Below are 20,906 nucleotides of genomic sequence, written 5' to 3'. Positions count from 1 at the left end.
ACCTGGCCATAGCGGAGAGAAGAGACGGATGCATAAGCGCTGGCGGGGCGGATTCCTAGGTCTCGCGGCCCTTTTCACCGCGCTGGCCGCCTCTGCCCGGGCGCAGGACCCGAACACGGACTTCGCGGCCTATCGCGCGCTGTTCTCGGTGGCGAGCCTCGGGCCGGCGCGCGGGGCGTCCACCGTCACGGGCTTCACCCTGCAGTACCGCGGCGCCGTGCCGGGCGCGGCCTTCGGCCTCGCGACGACGCCGGACGGGCGATCGACCTGGCGCTTCGTCACCGGGCGCGCCGACGCCGCCGCGGCGCGCCGGGACCTCCAGCCCGCCTGCGACGCCGATGCGGCGCGCGCGCTCGGTGCCGGCGCGACCTGCCGCATCCTGGCGCTGGACGGCGCGGTCGCGACACACCCCGGGGCCGTCTTCCGCCCCGTCGAGGCCCGGATCGGCCCCTTCCGCGCCGCGCCGCTGATGTTCCGCCACGGTCCCGCCGCTGCGGCCGGCGTGGTGCTGTGGTCGCACGGCTATGGCGGCCCCGCCGCGGACCGGCGGGGCACATCCGTGCCCGGGTCCATCGCCATGCTGAACGACGCCGGATGGGACGTGTTCCGCTTCGACCGCGATCCCGCGGAGGACACGCTCGCGACCACCCTGACCGCCATGCTGCGGGCCCTGCCGCTGCTGCGGGAGGCCGGCTACGGGCGCATCGTGCTCGCGGGGCAGTCGCGCGGCGGATGGCAGTCGATCATGGCCGCGGCCGAGCGGCCGGACCTCATCCATGCCGTGCTGGCCTTCGCCCCCGGCTCGCACGGGGAGGCCGCGCGGCCCAACAACCTGCCGGCCGCGCTCGAGGATTTCCGCCGCATCCTCGCCGCCCTGCCGGCCGAGGGGCCGCGGGTCGCGGTCGCGCTGTTCGAGAAGGATCCCTTCGACCCGGATCCGGCGGCACGGGCCCGGTTGATCGAGGAACGCGCCGCCACGCGGCGGGCGCCTACCATGGCCCTGTTCCCGGACCTGCCCGTGGAGGGCCACAACGGCGCCGCGGACTGGCGCTTCACGCGCAACCAGGGCCCCTGCCTGCTGACCCTGGTCCAAGCCCCCGAGGCGGGCGCCGCCCGCGGCCTGCGCCGCGCGCCCTGCACGGGGGGGTAGGGCACCCGCCGTCGCGGCGCGTCCTCGGACCGGACGCGCTGGGGACGCAGGGATCGGATTGCTGGGCCGGCGGCGACGCCGGCCGGCCAGGCGCCTGGGGGCTTAGCGCGCCCCGGCCGACTGGCTGCGCAGTTCGCGCGCCCGCACCAGGACACGGTCCTCGAGCTCGGCACCGGTCGAGGGTGCGACGATGGCGTCGACCCAGTTGTTGCCCTGCCGCACCTGGCGGAACACCGAGACGCGTACGCCGTCGGACCGCAGCTGGCGACCCATGACGTAGGCGGTCGCCTTGAACCGCTCGTTGCCGGCGCCCGGGGGCGAATACCAGTCGGTGATGATGACGCCACCGAAGGGGTCGGCCGAGGCGAGCGGCATGAAGGCCAGGGTGTCGAGCGTCGCGCGCCACAGGAAGGCGTTGACGCCGAGCCCGGCACCGCCCGCATCGGCTTCGCCGGGGCGCGGCGTGCGCGCGGTGCCGAACAGCACGATGCCGTCGTCCTGCCCTGTCAGACGGCCGCGCACGCGGTCTCGTCCGCTGCCGGCGGCGTATTCGTTCAGTCCGACGTCTCGGATGTTGTCCGATCCACTGCAGGCCGCGAGGAGCCCGATGAGGGCGCTGGCGAGCAGGGCGGTCCGGGCGAGGTGCGGGCGGGCAACGGTCATGGCCGCGGGTTGTAGCGCCGGAAGCGGGCCACTGCAAAGCCGGGGGTGGCCCCTGAAAAAGCGAAGGGCGGCAGGGTTTCCCCTGCCGCCCCCGCAGTCTCGACCGATCCGAGGATCAGAAGGCGAGGCGGATGCCCACCATGCCGACGTTGATCGTACGGGTGTTGCTGCCGTTGAAGGTCGCCAGCGTGGTCCCGTTGCCGCCGTAACGAGCGTCACCCGGCGCGGAGGTCGGAATGTTCTCGTCGTTGACGTTCTGGTAGATCGTGTACAGCGCCAGGCCCGGAGCGAGCGTGTAGACCGCGCCGACGCCCCAGATGGTGTGCGTACGATCCGGCAGGCTGCGGATGGAACCGGCGGCCCCAGCGGCGCAGAGCGGACCGGCGCTGCCGACGCGGCAGGTGCCGTTGTCCTGCACGCCCTGGGCGAAGTTCGCACCGATCAGCAGCGGGCCCATCGTGTAGGTCGCGCCGACAACCCAGTGGTAGCTGTCGTCCAGGCCCGGGTTCAGAGCCGCACGGCCCACCGAGGAACCGTTGTAGGCGCCCCAGGTGAACTCGCCGCCGACCGCGAAGCCGTAGGCGGACACCGTCAGGCCGGCCGTGTAGGCGGTGACGTTCTGCTGGCGGGAAACGCCCGTCGGGGCGCCCGTGCCGGTCAGCGCGCCGGAGTTGGCCCACATGCCGCCGAGGCCGGCGTTCAGGCCCACCGGGCCGAACGTGCCGCGGTAACGCAGGGCCGCCGACATCTCGTTCTCGAGCGCGGTGCGGTCACGCTGCTGCGCCAGGGTCGAGGTCGGCTGGTCCTGGCGCTCGCCCTCGTAGGAGTTCTGCGCGTAGGACAGGCCGAAGTCGAAGCCCGCGAACTGCGGCGAGAGGTAGATCACCTTCGTCGCGTCGTTGCCGTCGTTGATGCCCGAGGCGATGTACGCGCCCGAGAACAGGCCGGCGGTCACGATGAAGTCGTACCAGTCGCCGTCCGTGCCGACCAGGCCGGCCGACGGAGCGCGGACCTGCAGCTGGGAGGCCGCGTTGTCCTGCTGACCGAACTGCAGCGTGCCGAGGTTCGGGAAGGAGATGTAGCCCCACGCCTCGTCGAGGTCGACGCCCGAGCCCGAGCCGTTGGACCCGGCGGCGCCGGCGCCGCCCATGTTGTCCATCTGGAACTCGAAGTTCGCGCCGTAGGTCATGCCGTTGGCAGCGCGGCCATCGACGAAGATGTACAGCTCGAGGTCGTTGCGGAAGTCATAGCGCGAACGGCGCTGGGCGTTCGCCGCGCCACCGTTGGCCGCACCGCCCTGCACGCGCGACCGGGCCTGATCCCAGTCGTCGTAGATCATGGCGGCGGAGAAGTCGAAGTAGCCGCCGATGCGGACGGCAAGGCCGCTCGCCGCCGCGATGGCGGGCGAGGGAGCCGTCACGCCCTGCGTGCCAACCTGGTTGTTGCCGGCCAGGCTGCCCGGGGCCGTCGTCACCGGTGCCTGGGCGAAAGCCGCCGGCGCCAGCAGGGCGGCGCCGGCAACAGCGGTCGTCCCCAGCAGAATCTTGCGCATTCTAGTCCTCCTCATCGCCGGCGAACCGGCAGTTCCCTGGGCCGCCCTGCCCCCCCGGACAAGGTCCGCCGCCGCTTCCCCCACGAAAGACGGAAGGACGGCGTCGTGGCCTGCGCCGAATATGTCCCGGCCTTCACCCGGGGGGCAACGGCGCAGAGACCGCCGCCGCGACTTACCTGAGACACTGTGGCGAGGCGGACACAGCCTGTTGCGCCAGCCCGCCGATCGCGGCGACCCCCGCGGCCCGCCGCGGGACACGCCGCGCCGTCCGCGCCCCGATGCCGCCCAGCGCCACCACGCCGGCCGTCGCGGCGCGGCGCAGCGCCGCCGCCGCGCGCAGCCAGCGCAAGGGTCCGAGGGCCGGGGCGCCCGGATGGCTCGCGGTCGGGAACAGCGGAGAGAGGAATACGACATCGGGCCGCAGGCGCCGCACCCGCGCCGCGGCCCTCGCGCTGCCATGGGCCGCCAGGGTCAGCACCGCGCCCGGCCGCCCGCCGCGCCGCGCCGCCAGGACCGGAAGGATCCCGGCCGCCCCATGCCGGTCCGGCAGGTGCAGGCCGCCGCCGACCGCCAGCGCCGCCCGTCCGTCCCCGCCGACCAGCACCACCAGACCGCGGCGCCGCGCGACCTGCGCCAGCCCGACCAGGACGTTGCGCGTCGCCCCGCGCGCGACCACCCCCGACCCACGCGGAAGCGCCGCCGCCGCGTCGCGCGGGTCGGGCAGGCGGACCGGGTCGGAGAACAGCCACAGCGCGGGCAGGCGCCGCCCGCGCCGCACGGGCGGCCGGCAGGCGCGCGCCGCGGCCGCGATGGGCGCGGGCAGGCCCATGGCCCGCCCTCAGCGCCCCGCGCGGCGCAGCACCAGGTCGCAGAAGGCGGCCGAGATCCGCCCCAGGTTCGGCAGCAGGTAGTCGAAGCCTTCCTTCGCCTCGGCGAACATGGCGCGCATCGACGGGTTGGCCTCGAAGACCAGCAGCCGGTCGTCGGGCAGCAGCGCCGCGTCGACGCCGAAGAAATCGAGGCCGAGACGATCGGCCATCTCCCCCAGCGCCACGAGGCGCGGCAGGCCGATCCGCTTCTCGAAGTTCTCGAGGTAGTCGCGCTCGCGCGCCTGGTCCTCGGGGTGCGCGCCCATCCAGGCGCGGGAGTTGCGATGGTGGATGTTCCAGTGGTCGGCCGTCGCCCAATGCTCGGGCATGACCCGCCCGCCGATCACCAGAAGACGGGTCTTGCGATACAGCCCGTCGGCATCGCGGTAGTCGATGAACTCGGTGAGGAAGAGGTCGGTCGACGCCGGCAGTTGCGCGAGGTCCTCCTCCTTCTCCAGCAGCAGCATCCCCTCGCCGGTATGCGTCCCGGCCGGACGGGAGATGAGCGGGAAGGCGAGCCCGCCCGCGGGCATCGCAGCCCGCACCGCGGCCGCCGTGTCCGGCGCAGCGGCGACGCGGGCGGTGCGCGGCACCACCAGCCCCTCGATGCCGGCGAAGAGCTCGGGGGCGAGGTCGCGGGCGACGCGGGGCACCTCGGCCGGGGGATTGATGACGGGCAGGCCGAGCCGCGCGACCGCCATCGCCGCGAGCTCGAGCCCGCGCTTCATGCCCTCGGGCTCGGTGATCGCATTGTAGATCACGTCGCAGGGCGGCAGCCGGTCGAGCACGCCGGGATCGGCCTCGAGCGCATCGACATAGAGATGCACGCGCGCGAAGCGCGCCGGATCGAGGTGGTCCGAGGCGTTGTTGTGCCCCTCGGGCAGCTTCGCCCCCCCCGGGGCCGGCTGGAAATGGCCCTCGCCCAGGGCCTGCAGCACCAGCACCGTCGCTTCCGTCGCGCCATGGGACGGGACGACGGTGAAGGGCTGCAACCGCACTGCTTCGCGCGACGCGGCCTGCGCGGCGGGGACGTCGCCCCGCGCGGCGGCGGCCACCGCGGCGGCGATCCGCGGGCGGTCGTCCGCCGGGGCCAGGGCGACGGCCCGTTCCGCCGCCTGGGTCGCGGCCGGCGCCTCGCCCAGCCAGGCGAGCAGCAGGGCGAGGTTGGTATGACCCTCGGCCAGGTCGGGCTGTGCGGCGATGGCGGACCGGAAGGACACCAGCGCATCGGGCAGGCGCCCCTGCGCGCGCTGCGCGAGGCCGAGGCTGTTCAGCGCCCCGCCCGCCCTCGGGTCGCGCGCCGTGACCTGCTTCAGCTCGGCCTCGGCCTCCGCCGCGCGACCGGCGGCGAGCAGCAATTCCCCGAGCCGCTGGCGCGCCAGACCAAGACCCGGATTCAGCGCCAGCGCCTGGCGCAGCGTGGCCTCGGCTTCTGCCGCCTGGCCGAGCGTGGCGAGCGCGCCGCCGAGATTGGCATGCGCCTCGGCGAAATCCGGCTTCGCCGCCACGGCCTGTCGCCAGGCGGCGGCGGCGGCGAAGGGATCGCCGGCCTTGTCGTGCACGTTGCCCAGCGCCAGCAGCGCGGTCGGATGCCCCGGGCGCGCGGCGAGCGAGGCCTCGATCGCCTGGCGGGCCTCCTCGAAGGCGCCGCGGCCGGTCAACAGTATGCCGAGGTTCAGGAGCACCACCGGATTGGCCGGCTCGCGCTCGAGCACGCGGCGGAAGGCGGCTTCGGCCTCCGCGCCATGGCCCGCCATGGCTTCGGCATTGCCGTGGGCGACGATCCAGGCGGTCGGCGCACCGGGTTCGGCGGCGGCGCTGGCGAGCGGCGCCAGCGCTTCGGGCAGGCGCCCGAGCCGCAGCAACCCCATCCCGCCCATGTGCTGGACCGCGGGTTCCAGCGGCGCGGCGCGCATCGCGGCGCGCAGCGCCTGCTCGGCCTCAGGGCCGCGGCCGGCGCGGAAGGCGGCCTCGGCGGCGCGGAGATGTTCGGCGGCTTCGCTCACCGGTCTGATCCTGGAACGGAGGGGAAGGCGCAGCCTTCGGGGCGGTTGCTCTAGCGTGGCGCCGCCGCGCCGGGCAAGGCGGAGGCTTTAGCGTTGGCGGCACCGGCCCGCACCCCCACCCGGCCACCCAACGACAGTATCCTGGATGGGTGGCCGGGTGGGGGTGCGGGCCGGTGCCGCCCGTCACGAAATCCACTACCTTCCGCGCCATGTCCGACATCGTTGCCAACCTCGCCGCCATCCGTGCCCGCATCGACGCCGCCTGCGCCCGCGCCGGGCGTCCCGCCGGCTCCGTCACCCTCGTCGCCGTGTCCAAGACCCATCCGCAGGAGGCGGTGGTCGAGGCGCTGGCCGCCGGGCAGCTGGTCTTCGGGGAAAACCGCGTCCAGGAAGCCCAGGCGAAGTTCCCCGGCCTGCGCGCCGCGCATCCGGCGATGCGGCTGCACATCATCGGCGGGCTGCAGACCAACAAGGCGCGCGACGCCGTGCGCGTCGCCGACGTCATCGAGACCATCGACCGCCCGAAGCTCGCCGCCGCCATCGCCGAGGCCATGGCGAAGGAAGGCCGCCGCCCCGATTGCCTGGTGCAGGTCAACACCGGCGACGAGAGCCAGAAATCCGGCGTCTCCCGCGCCGAGGCTGACGCCTTCATCCGCGCCGCGCGCGACGAGTACGGCCTGCCGGTCACCGGGCTCATGTGCATCCCGCCCGTGGACCAGGACCCGCGGCCGCATTTCGCCTGGCTGCGCGACCTCGCGGCGAAGCACGGCCTGCCCGTCGTCTCGATGGGCATGAGCGCGGATTTCGAGATCGCCATCGAGGAAGGTGCCACGCTGGTGCGCGTCGGCACCGCGATCTTCGGCCACCGCCCCGCGCCGGCCTGAGTCAGACCAGGACCTCCGCCACCCCGCGATGGGGTTCGAGCCCGCCATCGTAGCCCGCCTGGGCGAGTGTCGCGGCCTCGGTGTCGCGCAGCCCGGCCAGGACCAGCGCGATGCCGCGGTCCGCCAGCGCGCGGCGCAATTCGAGGAACATCTCCGCCCCCGGCAGATCGATCGCGGTGACCGCGGTCATGTCGAAGACGACGCGGTGCACCGGATCGGGCCGCGCGGCGAGCAGCGCCTGCGTCGCGTCCATGACGTGCTCGGCATTCATGTAGAGCACGGCGGAACGACACCGCAGCACGAGGACGCCGGGCTGGCGGAGGGCATCCGGGCGGTGCGCCAGGTCGGCGAAGACGTCGGTGCCCGGCACGCGGCCGAGCTCGGCGACCGCCGGGCGCAGCGCCGAGCGCAGCATCAGCACCACCGACAGCGTCGCGCCGATCAGCACGCCCTGCAGCAGCCCCGCCGCCAGCACGCCGCCGAGCGCGGCGAGCGCGACCAGCCCTTCCGAGTGCCGGAACCGCCAGGCCCGCACCAGCCCCTTGATGTCGATCAGCCCCGTCACCGCGGCGAGGACCATCGCCGCCAGCACCGGCTGCGGCAGCGTCGCGAGCAGCCCGGTCAGCGACACCGCCACCACCAGCAGCGCGCCGGCGGCGAAGAGCCCCGAGAGTGGCGTGCGCGCTCCGGCCTCCTCGTTCACCACCGATTGCGAGGACCCGCCGCTGACCGCGAGGCCGCGCCCGAGCCCGGCCGCGAGGTTCGCCGCCGCCAGCGCCAGCATGTCGCGCCCGGCGTCGTAGCGCTGCCCCTCCCGCCGCGCGAACATCCGCGCCACCGCCGAGGTCTCGACGATCGCGAGCAGGAAGCAGGCGAGGCCGACCGGCAGCGTGTCCCGCAGGTCCGCGCGCGAGACATCGGGGAGCCCGGGCATCGGCAGCCCCCGTGGCACCGTGCCCACCAGGCTGACCCCGTGCGGCGCGAGGTCGAGCACCGCGCCCGCCAGGATCCCCGCCACCACCACGATGAGCGCGACCGGCCGCGTCGGCGCCAGCGCCTTGCCGACCAGCAGCCCCGCCAGCGCCACGGAGCCGATCAGGAGCGAGGCGCGGTTCGTCTCCCCCACATGCAGGACGAGGTGGACGACGCGGGCGAAGAAGTCCTCGCCATGCCCGGCGAAGCCGAGCAGCTTCGGCAGCTGCGCCGCCGCCAGATGCAGCGCGAGGCCGCATTTGAAGCCGAGCATCACCGTATCGGAGACGAAGCGCGCCAGCACCCCCGCACCCAGCGCCCAGCCCAGCGCGGCGAAGGCCCCGGCCCAGAGCGTCGCCGCCGCGATCAGCGCGGCATGGCGCGCCGGATCGCCGCCGGACATCTCCGCGACCGTCTGGCCGAGCAGCAGCGACAATCCGGTGGTGACCGTGACGACCGTGCGGCTCGACCCGCTGAACAGCCAGAAGACGGCGCCGGCGAAGATGCAGGCATGCAGCCCGGCCTGCGGCGGCAACCCGGCGATCGCCGCATCCGCCAGCGCCGCGGGCACCATGTAGGCCGCGAGCATCAGCCCCGCGACGAGATCCGCGCGCAGCGTGGCGCCGGTGACGCTCCTTATCCAGCCGGGCAGCACCATGGCGGCATCCTCCGCCGGGGCCGCCGCGTCGGCCAAGCAGAAATCGCGACCGCTATGCCGCCGGGGCGGGCAGGCCCAGGAGCCGCGCGAGGCCGCCGCGCGAGCGGCCCACCAGGTCCGCCAGCGTGTATCGGTCCAGCACGGCGAGGAAGGCGTCGAGCGCCTCGGCCAGCACGGGGCGCAGGCCGCAGGCGGGGGTGATGACGCAGTTCCCGGTGCCGAGGCAGGGGGCGAGCGCGAGGCCCGGTTCGGTCCGCCGCACCACCACGCCGATGCTGATCTCGCTCGCCGGCCGCGCCAGCCGCAGCCCGCCATTGCGGCCGCGCAGCGTCTCGACGTCGCCGGCCTGGCCGAGCAGCAGCACCACCTTGGTCAGGTGGTTCTCCGCGATGCCGTAGGCGTCCGCGATCTCGGCGATGGTCGCGCGCCGGCCTTCCTCGATCGCGAGGTAGATCAGCGTGCGCAGCGTGTAGTCGGTGAAGGCGGTGAGCTGCATCGCGGCCGGGCTGGGGTCGGGGCAGGCGCGGTCAGTAGACCATCACCACGATCAGCACCACGACGAGGTTCCACACCAGCATGTTCACCAGGGTGCGGATCATCATCCGGTCGTCGCTCGCGCCCGCGCCGAGCAGGTCGCTCACGATCTCGCCGGGCAGGAGGAACGCCTTGGTCAGGGCCGTCATCGCCGTGCTTCCCATGCAGGGTGTGGGCGCACCCTGGACCTCCGGCGTGGTAAAAGCAAGATTTTGAATCTTTCTTTTACGTCACCCGCCGCCTTGACGCGCCCGCCCGCAGGCGGGATCACGCGCAGCAGCCATTGAAACGGTGCCTTTCCCGATGACCCGCGTCTTTTCCGGCATCCAGCCCTCGGGCGTGCCCACCCTCGGCAACTATCTCGGCGCCATCCGCAACTGGGTGCCGCTGCAGGACCAGCACGAGGCGATCTATTGCGTCGTCGACCTGCACGCGATCACGGTCTGGCAGGACCCGGCCGACCTGCGGCGGCAGACGCGGGAAATGGCCGCGACGCTGATCGCCTGCGGGCTCGATCCGAAGCGCTGCACGCTGTTCGTGCAGTCGCATGTGCGCGCCCATGCGGAGCTCGCCTGGATCTTCAACTGCGTCGCGCGGCTCGGCTGGCTGAACCGCATGACGCAGTTCAAGGACAAGGCGGGCAAGGACCGCGAGGCGGCGTCCTCGGGCCTCTACGTCTATCCGAACCTGATGGCGGCCGACATCCACGCCTACCACGCGACCAAGGTGCCGGTGGGCGAGGATCAGAAGCAGCACCTCGAGCTCGCGAACGACATCGCGCAGAAGTTCAACCACGACTACGGCGTGGACTTCTTCCCCAACATCGAGCCGCTGATCCAGGGCGTCGCCGCGCGCGTCATGTCGCTGCGCGACGGCACGAAGAAGATGTCGAAGTCCGATCCCTCGGACCAGTCGCGCATCAACCTGAACGACGATGCGGATTCGATCGCGCAGAAGATCAAGCGCGCCAAGACCGACCCCGAGCCGCTGCCGGACCATCTGGCGGGCCTGGAAGGCCGGCCGGAGGCGCGCAACCTGGTCGGCATCCTCGCCGCCGTCACCGGCACGCTGCCGGAGAACGTGCTGCGCGAGCATGGCGGGCAGGGCTTCGGCCAGTTCAAGAACACGCTGACCGAGGCGCTGGTCGATCACCTCGCTCCGATCCAGGCGGAACTGAAGCGGCTGCTCGAGGATCAGGGCGCGCTGGACGCCGCGCTGCGGCTCGGCGCAGAACGTGCGAACGCGATGGCCGAACCGATCGTGACGAAGGCGCGGGAGATCGTGGGCTTCCTGCCCCGCGCCTGAGCCGGGGAGGGGCATGGCCCCTCCTCCGACCCGACCGGGGAACGGCGCCGGCGGTCAATCCCCGGCCTGCGGCACCATCCGCCCGAGCGACCGGCCACCGAACAGGTGCACATGGTAGTGCGGCACTTCCTGCCCGCCATGCGCGCCCATGTTCATCAGCACGCGATACCCCGGCTGCTCGAGCCCGAGGTCCTTCGCCACCTTGGCCACCGCGCGCCAGAAGCCCGCGATCTCCTCCGGGCTCGCCTGCGCGGCGAAGTCGGCGACCGAGACGTAGCGCCCCTTCGGGATCACCAGCACATGCACCGGCGCCTGAGGGGCGATGTCGTGGAAGGCGAGCGCGTGCTCGTCCTCATGGACCTTCCTGGCCGGAATCTCGCCGCGCAGGATGCGCGCGAAGATGTTGCCGTCGTCATAGGGGGGCAGGCCGGACACGGGCATGGCGGTCTCCTGGGCGTTGAGGCCCGCATCCTCCGCCTCCGCGGCCGACGCGCAAGGCCATGAAGATGGTGCTTGCACCGGGCGCCTGTTTTCGAATAACTCTCCGTTATTCGAATAACAGCGTGTCGCACGAATGCCCGCCACCCCGGCCCGCCCCTATCGCCAGGTCGCCCGCGCCGCCGCCACCGAGGAGACGCGGCGGCGCATCGTCGCCGCCTTCGCGGCCGCGCTCGAACGACTCTGGCTGGACGAGATCACCCTCGACGACGTCGCCGCCGCCGCCGGGACCACCCGCCAGACCGTGATCCGCCTGTTCGGTGGCAAGGAAGGCCTGCTCGCCGCGGTGTCCGAGCATTTCGGCCGGGAGGTCGAGCTGCGCCGCGCGCTGCCGCGCCCGGCCACGCCCGCGGCCATCGCCCGCGCCATGGCCGACGACTACGAGGCAAGCGGGGAGACGATCCTGCGGCTGCTCGCCCAGGAAGGCCGCCACCCGGCCCTCGTCCCCTTCCTCAACTACGGCCGGCGCGAGCACCGCGACTGGGTCCGCCGCGCCTTCGTGGACACGCTCGCCGCCTGCCCGCCGGCGGAGCGCGAGGCGCTGACCGATCGGCTCGTCGTCGCCACCGACGTCTACGCCTGGAAGCTGCTCCGGCACGACGCCGGGCGCAGCCGCACCGACACCGAAGCGGCGATCGCCGCCATCATCGCGGCGATCGTCGCCGCAGGGAGCAAGCACCATGGCTGAGTTCCTCGTCACCACCTTCGAAGGCGGCGGCAATGTCCCGCCCTGCGTCGGGATGATCAGGCGCCTGGTCGCGCGCGGGCACGCCGTGCGCGTCCTCGGCGACGAGGTCCTGCGCGCGGAGATGGAAGCCGCCGGCGCGTCCTTCCGCCCCTGGACCACGGCGCCGAACCGGTCCGACCGGCGGCCCGAGAGCGACCCGATGCAGGACTGGATGGCGACCGAGCCCGGCGGCGGGCTGCTGCGGCTGCTCGACCACATCTCCATCGGCCCCGCCGCGGCCTATGCCGCGGATACGCTCGCCGAACTGCGCCGCGCGCCGGCCGATGCGCTGCTCTGCTGCGACCTGCTCTACGGCCCGCCGATCGGCGCGGAGGCAGCCGGCGTGCCCTTCGCCATGTTCGGCAGCAATGTGAGCATCCTGCCGGTCGAGGGCATCCCGCCTCTCGGGCCGGGCCTGTTGCCGCCGACGACACCCGAGGAGCATGCGATGGCCGCGGGCGTCGCCGCCTGGTTTCGCGACATGCTGAATGAGCGGCTGCCGGTGCTGAATGCCGCGCGCGCGACCCATGGCCTCGTCCCGTTGGCCGAGGCCGCGGACCAGATGCGGCGGGCGCGGATGACCGTGCTCGCCACCAGCCCGGCCTTCGATTTTCCGGCGACCGCGCTGCCGAAGGGGCTGCGCTATGTCGGGCCGCTGCTCGACGCGCCGGACTGGGCGGCCGCATGGGCGTCGCCCTGGGATGCGGCGGACGCGCGGCCGCTGGTGCTGGTCGCGTTGAGCACGACCTTCCAGGACCAGGTCGGGACCATCCAGCGGTTGCTCGACGCGACGGAAACGCTGGCGGTACGCGCCGTCGTCACCCTGGGTCCGGCGCTGGACGGCGTCGCGCTGCGTGTCCCTGCCAATGCGCATGTCGTCGCCAGCGCTTCCCACGATGCGCTGATGCGCGAGGCATCGCTGGTCGTGACGCATTGCGGGCACGGCACCGTCTTGCGCGCGCTGGCGCATCACCGCCCGATGCTCTGCCTGCCGATGGGGCGCGACCAGAATGACAACGCGGCCCGCGTGGCTGCGCGCGGGGCCGGAATCCGCCTGGCGTCGGATGCATCGGTGCCGGCGCTGCGCGATGCGATCGCGGTCCTGCTGGCCGACCCGCGCTACGCAGCGGCGGCCGCGGCCCTCGGCACCGCCATCGCGGCCGCGACGCGGGAAGCGGCGCTGGTCGAGGCGCTCGAGGAACTCGTCACCGGGCCGGCCTGCCGCCACGCGGCCTGACCGGAAGGGGCGCCGACCTGGGCGCGGAGGCCGGGCTCGGCCTACGCGTCGCCCAGCGCGGCGAAGGCCTGCGCATAGCGCACCTCACCCTGCGGCGGCGGTGCGTCCGGGACCAGCGTCAGGACCTGGAAGGCCGGGTGGCCGCACCATGGCGCGCCGGTGATGCCTTGCGCGGCGCGGAAGCCGAAGCGGCCGTAATAGGCGGGCTCACCCAGCACATGGGCCGCCGTCGCCCCGGCCGCGGCACAGCGCGCCAGCCCCTCGCGCACCAGCGCAGCGCCGGTGCCCTGGCGCCGCGCGACCTCGGCGACGGCCAGTGGCGCCAGTGCCGCCACGCGTGCCGCGCCGACCGGCGCCCAGGTGAACATCACCTGGCCGAGGATGACGCCCGCCTGCTCCGCGACGAGTTCCGCGACCACCGCGCCTTCCGCACGGAGCAGGCCCACGAGACGCGCTTCCGCCTCACCGCCGAAGGCGGCGCGCAGCAGCGCGTCGATCGCCGCCGCATCCTCCGCTCGCGCGGGACGCAGCGCCATGCTCATGGCAGCTTCGTGGTCCCCGCCGCGCGGATGATGCCCTGCGGACGGGCAGCCTTCTCGGCAATGCCGGAAATGCCCTGGCGCCGCGCGAGCTCAGTCCACACCTCCAGCGGGCGGATGCCGGCATCCACCCAGACGACGACGAGGTGATAGAGCAGGTCCGCGCTCTCGAGCACCGTCGCCGAACGATTGCCGGTCGCGGCCTCGATCACGCATTCTACCGCTTCCTCGCCGAGCTTCTGCGCGACCTTGGCGGTGCCGCGGGCGATCAGGCGGGCCGAATGGGAGGCCATGGTGTCGCCCGCGTTCCGCCGGTCCTCCACCACCTGCCACAGGCGATCGAGGATGGCGGCGTCGGCGCCCTCGATCGAGGGCATCAGCGGGGCGAGCAGGCGCTTGTCGGCCTTCTTCACCGGCTTGGGCAGCTTTGCCTTGGCCGCGGCCTTGGTGGCACGCACCACCGCGGGCACCGGCACCTTCACCTTCTTCTTGGCCGCGACCTTCTTCTTGGTCGCGGCCGTCTTCGGCGGCGCCTTCTTGGCGACCTTCTTCTTCTCTGCCTTGGCCATGCGCCCTACTCCCCGGCCTTCAGGGTCCGGCGCACCGGCAGCCCCGCCGCGGCGAGCGCGGCCTTGGCGTCGGCGATGCTGAATTCCCCGTAATGGAACACGCTGGCGGCGAGCAGGCCGGTCGCGCCGGCCTTCGCGCCTTCGACGAAATGCCCCGGTGCGCCAACGCCGCCCGAGGCGACGATGGGCAGTCGGATCGCGGCGCGGACCGCGCGCGTCAGCGGCAGGTCGAAGCCCTGCTTGGTGCCGTCGCGGTCCATCGAGGTCAGCAGGATCTCCCCGGCGCCGAGCGCCTGGACCTGCTTCGCCCATTCCACCGCGTCGATGCCGGTGCCGCGGCGGCCGCCATGGGTGAAGACTTCCCAGCCCTCGCCCGTTGCCTTCTTCCGCGCGTCGATGGCGACGACGATCGCCTGGCTGCCGAAGGCCTCGGCACAGCGGCGCACCAGGTCGGGATCGGCGACGGCGGCGGAATTGATCGAGACCTTGTCCGCGCCGGCCAGCAGCAGCCGCCGCGCATCCTCCACGCTCCGCACGCCGCCGCCGACGGTCAGCGGAATGAAGACCTCGGCGGCCGTGCGCGAGACGACGTCGAGGATGGTGTCCCGGTTCTCGTGGCTGGCGGTGATGTCGAGGAAGGTGACCTCGTCCGCGCCCTCGGCGTCATAGGCGCGCGCCTGCTCCACCGGGTCGCCGGCATCGCGCAGTTCGACGAAGTTCACGCCCTTCACGACGCGGCCGTCCTTCACGTCGAGGCAAGGGATGACACGGAGGGCGAGCACCGGACCGGATGACCTTTCTGCTTGTGCGCGCTTCGGCGCGATGTGCGCCGCGACACTGGAAACAGGAGCGAGTGAGGCGGAATGATGCGCCGGTCAAGTAAAGCCTTGTGCCCGGAGGGCGGGTCAGATGCGCGGATATGGCGTGGTCGAGGACGGCTTCACCTTCACCGAGGAGGAGATCGCGCGCGGCAGCCCCCGCTTCTGGTGGGGCCCCCGCAAGCGCGCGGCCTATGACCGGGTGCTCGCCCGGCGCGGCCAGTCGCGGCAGGACGAGCGCGACGACGACCGCGAGGACAGCAACGGGTCGAGCGACACGTCCTCGGGCAACAACGCGTCCGCAGGGGCGGCGGCCGGGGCCGCCTTTGTCGTGATGTCGCAGGAGGAGAAGCGGACCGAAAGCGGCTCCGCCTGGTCGTCCTGGTTCAGCGGCGGGTCGGACGGCGGAAGCGGGTCGTCCGACGGCAGCAGCAGCAGCGGATCCTCGGACAGCGGGGGCGGTTCGTCCGACACCGGCGGAAGCAGCAGTTCGGAATGACGACCGACGATCAGGCCTTTCCGCCGCGGCCGAGGATGCGGTCGAGCCCGAGCGGGCCGCTCCCCGCCGTGGTCAGGTAGAGGAAGCAGAAGCAGAACAGGATCGACAGGTTGCCGCCGTTGCGCGCGGGGAAGAAATCCCGCGGCTGGTGGATCCAGAAATAGGCCACGGCCATGTAGCCGGCCATGATGAAGGCCGCCGGGCGGGTGAAGAAGCCGAGCACGAGCATCACGCCCGCCACCGTCTCGAGCACGCCGGAGAAGACCACCTGGCCGGGGAAGGCCGACCCGCCTGGGGCGGCGGCGGGGAAGCCGAACAGCTTGCTCAGCCCGTATTGCAGCAGCACCAGGCCGACCATGATGCGGAGCAGGCTGAGCATGAGCGGCTGGAAGGTCCGGACGAAGGCGGCGAGACGCGACATGGAGGCTCCGTGACAGGGTGCGATGCGCTGGGGTACCGGTCAGGCCGATGCCACGGCTGACGCGAGAAGCGAACCATGCGTCGGAATGTTCCGCCAGCCGGATGCGGGGCAATGCCGCACCTGTGATGGCCAGCCGTCGAATGTCCGTCAGCCCGCCGCCGCCAGCGCAGCCCTCGGATCGATCCGCCCGTCGTAGAGCGCCCGTCCGATGATCGCGCCCTCGATGCCGGCCTTGGCTTCGCGCAGGGCCACCAGGTCCTCGACGCCGGCGACGCCGCCCGAGGCGATGATCGGCAGGGCCACGGCGCGGGCGAGCGCGGCCGTCGCGGCGACGTTCACGCCGCCGAGCATCCCGTCGCGGGCGATGTCGGTGTAGATCACCGCCGCCGCGCCGGCGTCCTCGAACCGCCGGGCGAGTTCGGTCGCGCTGACGTCGCTGGTCTCGGCCCAGCCTTCGGTCGCGACCATGCCGTCCCGTGCATCGATGCCGAGCGCGACACGGCCGGGAAAGGCCTTGCAGGCGGCCCGCGCGAAATCCGGATCCTTCACCGCCGCGCTGCCGAGGATGATCCGCGTCACGCCGGCCGCGAGCCAGGCCTCGGCCACCGCCATGGTGCGGATGCCGCCGCCGAGTTGCACCTTGGCCCCCAGCACGGCGGCGAGGATGCCGCGCACCGCCTCGGCATTCGCAGGCTTGCCGGCGAATGCGCCGTCCAAGTCGACGACATGCACCCAGGCGAAGCCGGCCTCGACGAAGGACCGCGCCTGCGCGCCGGGATCGTCGGCATAGACCGTCGCCTGGTCCATCTCCCCGCGCTTGAGACGCACGACCTGACCGCCCTTCAGGTCGATGGCGGGATAGAGCGTCAGTGTCACGGCCGGTGGTCCCTCGATGCGCGCGGGGCAGAAACGCGCCGGACGGGGTGCCGTCAAGGCTGGCGCGTCGGGATGGGCGTGGCAGCATGGTCCGGTGAGTTGCCTCCCCGGATACACGATCGGGCGGCCCGCAGGGCCGCAGGCCCGCATGGGCGTCGCGATGCCCCCCGCGAAACCGGGCCCCGGCGGCCCGCGGGGCCAGGCAGGGCCAGGACGCCGATGAAGGCGTTCCTTCCGGGCCTGCGCGAGGCCCTCGGCGCGGCCGGGGTCGCCATGGCGGCGACCTTTCTTGCCTTCGGTGCCGCGGTCCGCGAGGCCGGGCTTTCCCCCGCCTGGGCCGTGCTGGCCTGCTGGGGGATCTATGGCATGCCGGGCCAGCTGATCCTGGTGCAGGCGGCGACCCTCGGCTGGGCCGGCGGCGTCGGCACGGCGGTGATGGGCGCCGTCGCGGTGAATGCGCGCTTCCTGCCCATGGCCGTCTCGATCGCGCCGGTCCTGTCATCCGGATCGCGACTGCGGCTGCTGCCGGCGGTGCCTTTCATCGCCATCACGCCCTGGGCAGCCGCCATGCGGGCGCTGCCGGCCATCGAGCGGCCGGGCCGCGTCGGCTGGTTCCTCGGTTTCGGCCTGACCTCCTGGGTGGTGGCTGGTTTCGCCGCGCTGTCGGGCTACTATGTGGCCGGCGCGCTCGGGCCCGAGGCCAGGGCCGCACTCATCTTCGTCAATCCGCTCTACTACGCGCTGCTGCTGGCCGGCGACCTCGACAAGCCGGCGCCGCGACGGGCGGTGCTGTGCGGCGCGGCCGCGGCCTCGCTCGCCGCGGTGCTGCCGGCCTCGATGGCGCTGCTGGCCGCCGGGCTGGTCGGCGGAACCGCGGCCTTCCTGCTGGGGCGGCGCCGTGGCCGAGGCTGACCTCGCCCTCCTGCTGACCGCCGCCGCCTGCCTGGGGCTGCGGCTCGCCGGCGTGTGGCTGGCCGGCGGTCTCGCGGCGGACCATCCGCTGATCGCCTGGGCGACGGCGGTCGCGCAGGCGACGCTTGCGGCCTTCGTCGCCCTTGCCATCGTCGCGCCGGCCGGTGCCATGGCCGAGGTGCCGCTGGTCGCGCGCCTGGCCGGGCTTGCGGTCGGCGTCGCCGCCTGCCTCGCGATGCGCCAACGCCTTCTGCTCGCCCTGATGACGGGGCTTCTCGCGATGCTGGTGGTCAGGGCGGTGCTCTGACGGAAATCGTCCGGCGCCGGCCCCCGAACCGCGACGATCAGACTCCCAGCACGCCGTGCTGACGCAGGAAGCCGAGCAGAGGCAACAGCGGCAGGCCCAGGATGGCCGTGTGGTCGCCCTGGATGCGGGCGAAGAGCTGTGCGCCGGGCCCTTCCAGCCGATAGGCGCCGACCGATCGGGTCAGCACCTCGCCCTCGGCATCCAGGTAGGCGTCGAGGAACGCGCCGCTGAAGTCCCGCATCGTCATGCGCGGTACCGCGACGTGCTGCCATATGCGCCCGCCGTGGCGATGGCAGACCATCGCCGTGACGAGGTCGTGCGTCCTGCCGCGCAGGGCCTGAAGCTGCACCCGCGCGGCCGCCAGATCGGCGGGCTTGTCGAACCAGGCGCCTTCGCAGACGAGCAACTGGTCGCAACCGATCACCAGCGCCTCGGGGTCGCGGCGGGCGATGCGCTCGGCCTTGGCGTCGGCCAGCATCAGCGCGGCATCGGCCGGCGGGATGCCCTCCGCCTGCGCTGCGGCCTTGATCTCGGCCTCGTCCACGGCGGCCGGCTGGGCCTCGAAACGCAGGCCGGCGCCGTCCAGCACCGCCCGCCTCGCGGTGGATGCGGAAGCGAGGACGACCCGCGGCGCTGCCGCCTGCATCATGTGCCCGGCTGGCCCAGCACGGCCGCGGCCGGATCTTCCGGCAGATGCGGGGCGACGTTGTCCTTCCGCCGGGCGTGCCAGGCGTCCATCAGCTGCAGGATGGTCGCGGCCGTCTCCTCGATGCTGCGGCGCGTGACGTCGATGACGGGCCAGCCGCGCGCGGTGCACAGCCGCCGGGCGGCGACGATCTCCGCCTTCACGGCCTCGGGGTCCACGTAATCGGTCGCGTCCTGCCGGACGCCAGCCGCGCCGATGATCTTCAGCCGATGCCGCCGGATGTCGATCAGGGCGTTCACGTCGATATGCAGGCCGACCACGGGACAAGGCGGATTCTCGAGCGCTTCGGGCAAGGGCGCACCCGGCACGATCGGCACGTTCGCCGCCTTGATGCCGCGGTTCGCCAGATAGAAGCAGGTGGGAGTCTTGGACGACCGCGACACGCCCACCAACACCACATCCGCATCCCTGATGCCGAGCGTGCCCTGCCCGTCGTCGTGGGACAGCACGTAGTGCATCGCGTCGATGCGGCGGAAATAGTCGGCGTCCATGACGTGTTGGGCCGCCCGCTTTTCCTTCGCCCGGGCCCCGATCGCCCCCTGGAGCAGGTCCATCACCGGGTCGAGCGGCGAGAAGCTCTGCACGCCGAGGCGCCCGCAGGTTTCCTCGAGCGCGAGGCGCAGGCTGGAATCCACCAGGGTGTAGAGCACCGGCCCGGGGTCGTGCTCGATCCCCTCGAGGACCCGGTCGAGCTGGAGGCGCGATCGCACCAGGGACCAGCGGTGATGGATGACGTGATGATCGTCGAAACGGGCGAGCGTCGCCCGCGCGATCGAGTTGAGCGTGTCCCCGGTCGAGTCCGACACGAGGTGCAGGTTGATGGTTCGCTTGGGCATCGCGGGGAGAATAGCGTGAATCCGTGTGGATAACGGGGGTGGATTCCAGCCTGGAGCGCCCTCCGGGGGAAGACCGGCATGGCGCGCACGCTTCCGGACAACCCCGGATGGTTCCCCCGACGACGTTGCCGGAATCGTGGACAAGGGGCCGCAGGCCCCGCCGGACCTGCCACCCGGGCAGCTCGGCCCCTGTGGACAGCCATGTGGGGCGCCGGCGGACAGCTTGCGTCCCCGTCATCCACAGGCCCTACAAGCCTCCATCACTTCCTTGAATCCTATTTCTTTGCGAAGGGTAGGCGATGGAGAGCGAACGTCCCGCCGTGCCGGCCAAGCCCCTTCTGCGCACCCTTGCCGGGGAGGCGGTCTGGCCACCCCCCGCCTGGCTGATGCGCCAGGCCGGGCGCTACCTGCCGGAATACCGCCAGGTCAGGGCCCAGGCCGGCGACTTCATCGCGCTCTGCACCACGCCCGAGCTCGCGGCCGAGGTCACGCTCCAGCCGATCCGGCGCTACGGGATGGAAGCCGCCATCCTGTTCTCGGACATCCTGATGATCCCCTGGGCGCTGGGGCAGCCCCTGCGCTTCGCCGAGGGCGAAGGCCCGTTGCTCGAACCGCTGCGAACGCCCGAGGCGATCGCCGCGCTCGATCCCTCGCTGGTGGTGGAGCGTGCGGCGCCGGTGATGGAGACGGTCTCCCGGGTCCGGGCGGGGCTCGCGGCCGAGGCGCCCCGGACCACGCTCATCGGCTTCGCCGGCGGCTGCTTCACGGTCGCCTGCTACATGCTCGAGGGAAAGGGCAGCAAGGAATTCCCGGCCGCCCGCGGACTCGCCTACGCCGATCCGGCGCTGTTCGGCCGGCTGATCCGCACGCTGCAGGATGCGACGACGGAATACCTGGTCGCGCAGGTCGAAGCCGGCGCCGAGGCGCTGATGCTGTTCGATTCCTGGGCCGGGATGCTCTCGCCGGGCCAGTTCCGGCGCTGGGTGATCGAACCGACGGCGTCCATCACGCGGAACCTGCGGCGTCGCTGCCCAGGGATCCCGATCATCGGCTTCCCGCGCCTCGCGGGACCGCTGCTGGCGGATTACGCCGCGCGTGCCGGGGTCGACGCCACGGCGATGGACACCTCGATGGATCCGCGCTGGGCCGCCCAGGCCGTGCCGGCGACCATGGCGCTGCAGGGCAACCTCGATCCGCTGGCCCTGGTCGCCGGCGGCGCGGCGCTCGAGGCGGAAACCCGCTCCATCCTCGCGGCGATGCGCGGCCGGCCCTACATCTTCAATCTCGGCCATGGCATCGTCCCGCAGACGCCGCCGGAACATGTCACCGCGCTGATGCGGATCCTGCGATCCGCCTGAGGCGCGGCCC

At 72.9% G+C, this 20,906-nt stretch carries 24 protein-coding genes; 9 read left to right on the top strand and 15 right to left on the bottom strand.

All coding sequences use genetic code 11. From position 1 onward, the window contains the following. Positions 1–28: 28 nt before the first annotated feature. Positions 29–1,150, top strand: coding sequence for an alpha/beta hydrolase (locus GWK16_RS07025; protein ID WP_170053234.1), 1,122 nt, complete (start codon positions 29–31; stop codon positions 1,148–1,150). A gap of 102 nt (positions 1,151–1,252) precedes the next feature. On the opposite strand, the gene GWK16_RS07020 is transcribed toward GWK16_RS07025, so the two are convergent. The 4 genes from GWK16_RS07020 to GWK16_RS07005 form a co-directional block, all read right to left on the bottom strand. Further along, positions 1,253–1,813: a DUF3576 domain-containing protein gene (locus GWK16_RS07020; RefSeq protein WP_170053233.1), complete on the bottom strand. Its 561-nt coding sequence runs from the start codon at positions 1,811–1,813 to the stop codon at positions 1,253–1,255. Between the two features lie 115 nt (positions 1,814–1,928). Then, entirely contained in the window at positions 1,929–3,365 is a 1,437-nt protein-coding gene (locus GWK16_RS07015; protein ID WP_170053232.1) for a porin, read from the bottom strand. A gap of 172 nt (positions 3,366–3,537) precedes the next feature. Further along, positions 3,538–4,194, bottom strand: a complete 657-nt coding sequence (locus tag GWK16_RS07010) for a thiamine phosphate synthase (RefSeq protein WP_170053231.1) — start codon at positions 4,192–4,194, stop codon at positions 3,538–3,540. A gap of 9 nt (positions 4,195–4,203) precedes the next feature. Beyond that, a complete protein-coding gene (locus tag GWK16_RS07005; RefSeq protein ID WP_170053230.1) occupies positions 4,204–6,240 on the bottom strand; it encodes a tetratricopeptide repeat protein in 2,037 nt (678 codons plus the stop codon). A 209-nt stretch (positions 6,241–6,449) separates the two neighbouring features. Between GWK16_RS07005 and GWK16_RS07000 the strand changes: the two genes are divergently transcribed. After that, positions 6,450–7,124 (top strand): YggS family pyridoxal phosphate-dependent enzyme, encoded by a 675-nt coding sequence (locus GWK16_RS07000; protein ID WP_170053229.1) that lies wholly within the window; start codon positions 6,450–6,452, stop codon positions 7,122–7,124. Position 7,125: 1 nt separating this feature from the next. On the opposite strand, the gene GWK16_RS06995 is transcribed toward GWK16_RS07000, so the two are convergent. The 3 genes from GWK16_RS06995 to GWK16_RS06985 are packed head-to-tail and all read right to left on the bottom strand — an operon-like array spanning position 7,126 to position 9,437. Then, on the bottom strand, positions 7,126–8,790 hold the full coding sequence (locus GWK16_RS06995) for a SulP family inorganic anion transporter (protein WP_170053228.1): 1,665 nt from the start codon (positions 8,788–8,790) through the stop codon (positions 7,126–7,128). Between the two features lie 16 nt (positions 8,791–8,806). Further along, the gene (locus tag GWK16_RS06990) at positions 8,807–9,250 is read right to left on the bottom strand and encodes an Rrf2 family transcriptional regulator (RefSeq protein WP_170053227.1); all 444 of its coding nucleotides are present in this window, start codon (positions 9,248–9,250) and stop codon (positions 8,807–8,809) included. 31 nt (positions 9,251–9,281) lie between these two features. Beyond that, the gene (locus GWK16_RS06985) at positions 9,282–9,437 is read right to left on the bottom strand and encodes a hypothetical protein (protein ID WP_168041682.1); all 156 of its coding nucleotides are present in this window, start codon (positions 9,435–9,437) and stop codon (positions 9,282–9,284) included. Between the two features lie 154 nt (positions 9,438–9,591). Here GWK16_RS06985 and trpS point away from each other — a divergent pair, with 154 nt between their 5' ends. After that, positions 9,592–10,593: a tryptophan--tRNA ligase gene (gene trpS / locus GWK16_RS06980; RefSeq protein WP_170053226.1), complete on the top strand. Its 1,002-nt coding sequence runs from the start codon at positions 9,592–9,594 to the stop codon at positions 10,591–10,593. Positions 10,594–10,647: 54 nt separating this feature from the next. Here trpS and GWK16_RS06975 read toward each other — a convergent pair whose 3' ends face one another. After that, the gene (locus GWK16_RS06975) at positions 10,648–11,034 is read right to left on the bottom strand and encodes a histidine triad nucleotide-binding protein (RefSeq protein WP_170053225.1); all 387 of its coding nucleotides are present in this window, start codon (positions 11,032–11,034) and stop codon (positions 10,648–10,650) included. A gap of 133 nt (positions 11,035–11,167) precedes the next feature. On the opposite strand from GWK16_RS06975, the gene GWK16_RS06970 reads away from it, so the two are divergent. Both GWK16_RS06970 and GWK16_RS06965 read left to right on the top strand, forming a co-directional pair. After that, positions 11,168–11,779 carry a TetR/AcrR family transcriptional regulator gene (locus GWK16_RS06970; protein ID WP_170053224.1) on the top strand — a complete coding sequence of 204 codons (612 nt, stop codon included), beginning with the start codon at positions 11,168–11,170 and terminating at the stop codon, positions 11,777–11,779. Then, positions 11,772–13,055, top strand: a complete 1,284-nt coding sequence (locus GWK16_RS06965) for a glycosyltransferase (RefSeq protein ID WP_170053223.1) — start codon at positions 11,772–11,774, stop codon at positions 13,053–13,055. The genes GWK16_RS06970 and GWK16_RS06965 overlap by 8 nt, the downstream gene beginning before the upstream one ends. Before the next feature lie 41 nt (positions 13,056–13,096). Here the strand turns inward: GWK16_RS06965 and GWK16_RS06960 are convergent, their stop codons facing one another. Genes GWK16_RS06960 through hisF form a run of 3 tightly spaced genes read right to left on the bottom strand, consistent with a single transcriptional unit; the run spans position 13,097 to position 14,945 of the window. Further along, positions 13,097–13,597: a GNAT family N-acetyltransferase gene (locus tag GWK16_RS06960; RefSeq protein ID WP_248291207.1), complete on the bottom strand. Its 501-nt coding sequence runs from the start codon at positions 13,595–13,597 to the stop codon at positions 13,097–13,099. Then, on the bottom strand, positions 13,594–14,163 hold the full coding sequence (locus GWK16_RS06955) for a phosphoribosyl-ATP diphosphatase (RefSeq protein ID WP_248291206.1): 570 nt from the start codon (positions 14,161–14,163) through the stop codon (positions 13,594–13,596). Before GWK16_RS06955 ends, GWK16_RS06960 begins: the two co-directional genes overlap by 4 nt. A 5-nt stretch (positions 14,164–14,168) precedes the next feature. Further along, on the bottom strand, positions 14,169–14,945 hold the full coding sequence (gene hisF, locus GWK16_RS06950; RefSeq protein ID WP_170053222.1) for an imidazole glycerol phosphate synthase subunit HisF: 777 nt from the start codon (positions 14,943–14,945) through the stop codon (positions 14,169–14,171). Positions 14,946–15,072: 127 nt separating this feature from the next. On the opposite strand from hisF, the gene GWK16_RS06945 reads away from it, so the two are divergent. Next, positions 15,073–15,480 (top strand): hypothetical protein, encoded by a 408-nt coding sequence (locus GWK16_RS06945; protein ID WP_170053221.1) that lies wholly within the window; start codon positions 15,073–15,075, stop codon positions 15,478–15,480. Positions 15,481–15,490: 10 nt separating this feature from the next. Here GWK16_RS06945 and GWK16_RS06940 read toward each other — a convergent pair whose 3' ends face one another. Together GWK16_RS06940 and hisA are read right to left on the bottom strand one after the other, a co-directional pair. After that, positions 15,491–15,901 carry a DoxX family protein gene (locus tag GWK16_RS06940; protein WP_170053220.1) on the bottom strand — a complete coding sequence of 137 codons (411 nt, stop codon included), beginning with the start codon at positions 15,899–15,901 and terminating at the stop codon, positions 15,491–15,493. Positions 15,902–16,048: 147 nt separating this feature from the next. Beyond that, on the bottom strand, positions 16,049–16,777 hold the full coding sequence (gene hisA, locus GWK16_RS06935; protein WP_338144425.1) for a 1-(5-phosphoribosyl)-5-[(5-phosphoribosylamino)methylideneamino]imidazole-4-carboxamide isomerase: 729 nt from the start codon (positions 16,775–16,777) through the stop codon (positions 16,049–16,051). Between the two features lie 219 nt (positions 16,778–16,996). Between hisA and GWK16_RS06930 the strand changes: the two genes are divergently transcribed. Next, positions 16,997–17,689 (top strand): AzlC family ABC transporter permease, encoded by a 693-nt coding sequence (locus GWK16_RS06930; RefSeq protein WP_170053218.1) that lies wholly within the window; start codon positions 16,997–16,999, stop codon positions 17,687–17,689. Then, on the top strand, positions 17,676–17,996 hold the full coding sequence (locus GWK16_RS06925) for an AzlD domain-containing protein (protein ID WP_170053217.1): 321 nt from the start codon (positions 17,676–17,678) through the stop codon (positions 17,994–17,996). The genes GWK16_RS06930 and GWK16_RS06925 overlap by 14 nt, the downstream gene beginning before the upstream one ends. A 37-nt stretch (positions 17,997–18,033) precedes the next feature. Here GWK16_RS06925 and GWK16_RS06920 read toward each other — a convergent pair whose 3' ends face one another. Both GWK16_RS06920 and GWK16_RS06915 read right to left on the bottom strand, forming a co-directional pair. Continuing rightward, positions 18,034–18,645: a Maf family protein gene (locus GWK16_RS06920; protein WP_170053216.1), complete on the bottom strand. Its 612-nt coding sequence runs from the start codon at positions 18,643–18,645 to the stop codon at positions 18,034–18,036. Continuing rightward, complete coding sequence (locus GWK16_RS06915) at positions 18,642–19,538, bottom strand: pyruvate, water dikinase regulatory protein (RefSeq protein WP_170053215.1); 897 nt, start codon at positions 19,536–19,538, stop codon at positions 18,642–18,644. The genes GWK16_RS06920 and GWK16_RS06915 overlap by 4 nt, the downstream gene beginning before the upstream one ends. A 299-nt stretch (positions 19,539–19,837) precedes the next feature. Between GWK16_RS06915 and hemE the strand changes: the two genes are divergently transcribed. Then, positions 19,838–20,896: a uroporphyrinogen decarboxylase gene (hemE, locus tag GWK16_RS06910; protein ID WP_170053214.1), complete on the top strand. Its 1,059-nt coding sequence runs from the start codon at positions 19,838–19,840 to the stop codon at positions 20,894–20,896. The last annotated feature ends 10 nt before the right edge of the window (positions 20,897–20,906 follow it).

Source organism: Neoroseomonas marina (assembly GCF_012927745.1).
Taxonomy (GTDB): domain Bacteria; phylum Pseudomonadota; class Alphaproteobacteria; order Acetobacterales; family Acetobacteraceae; genus Neoroseomonas; species Neoroseomonas marina.
Note: the sequence above shows the minus strand (reverse complement) of the source record. Positions and strands in the feature narration are given on the sequence as shown.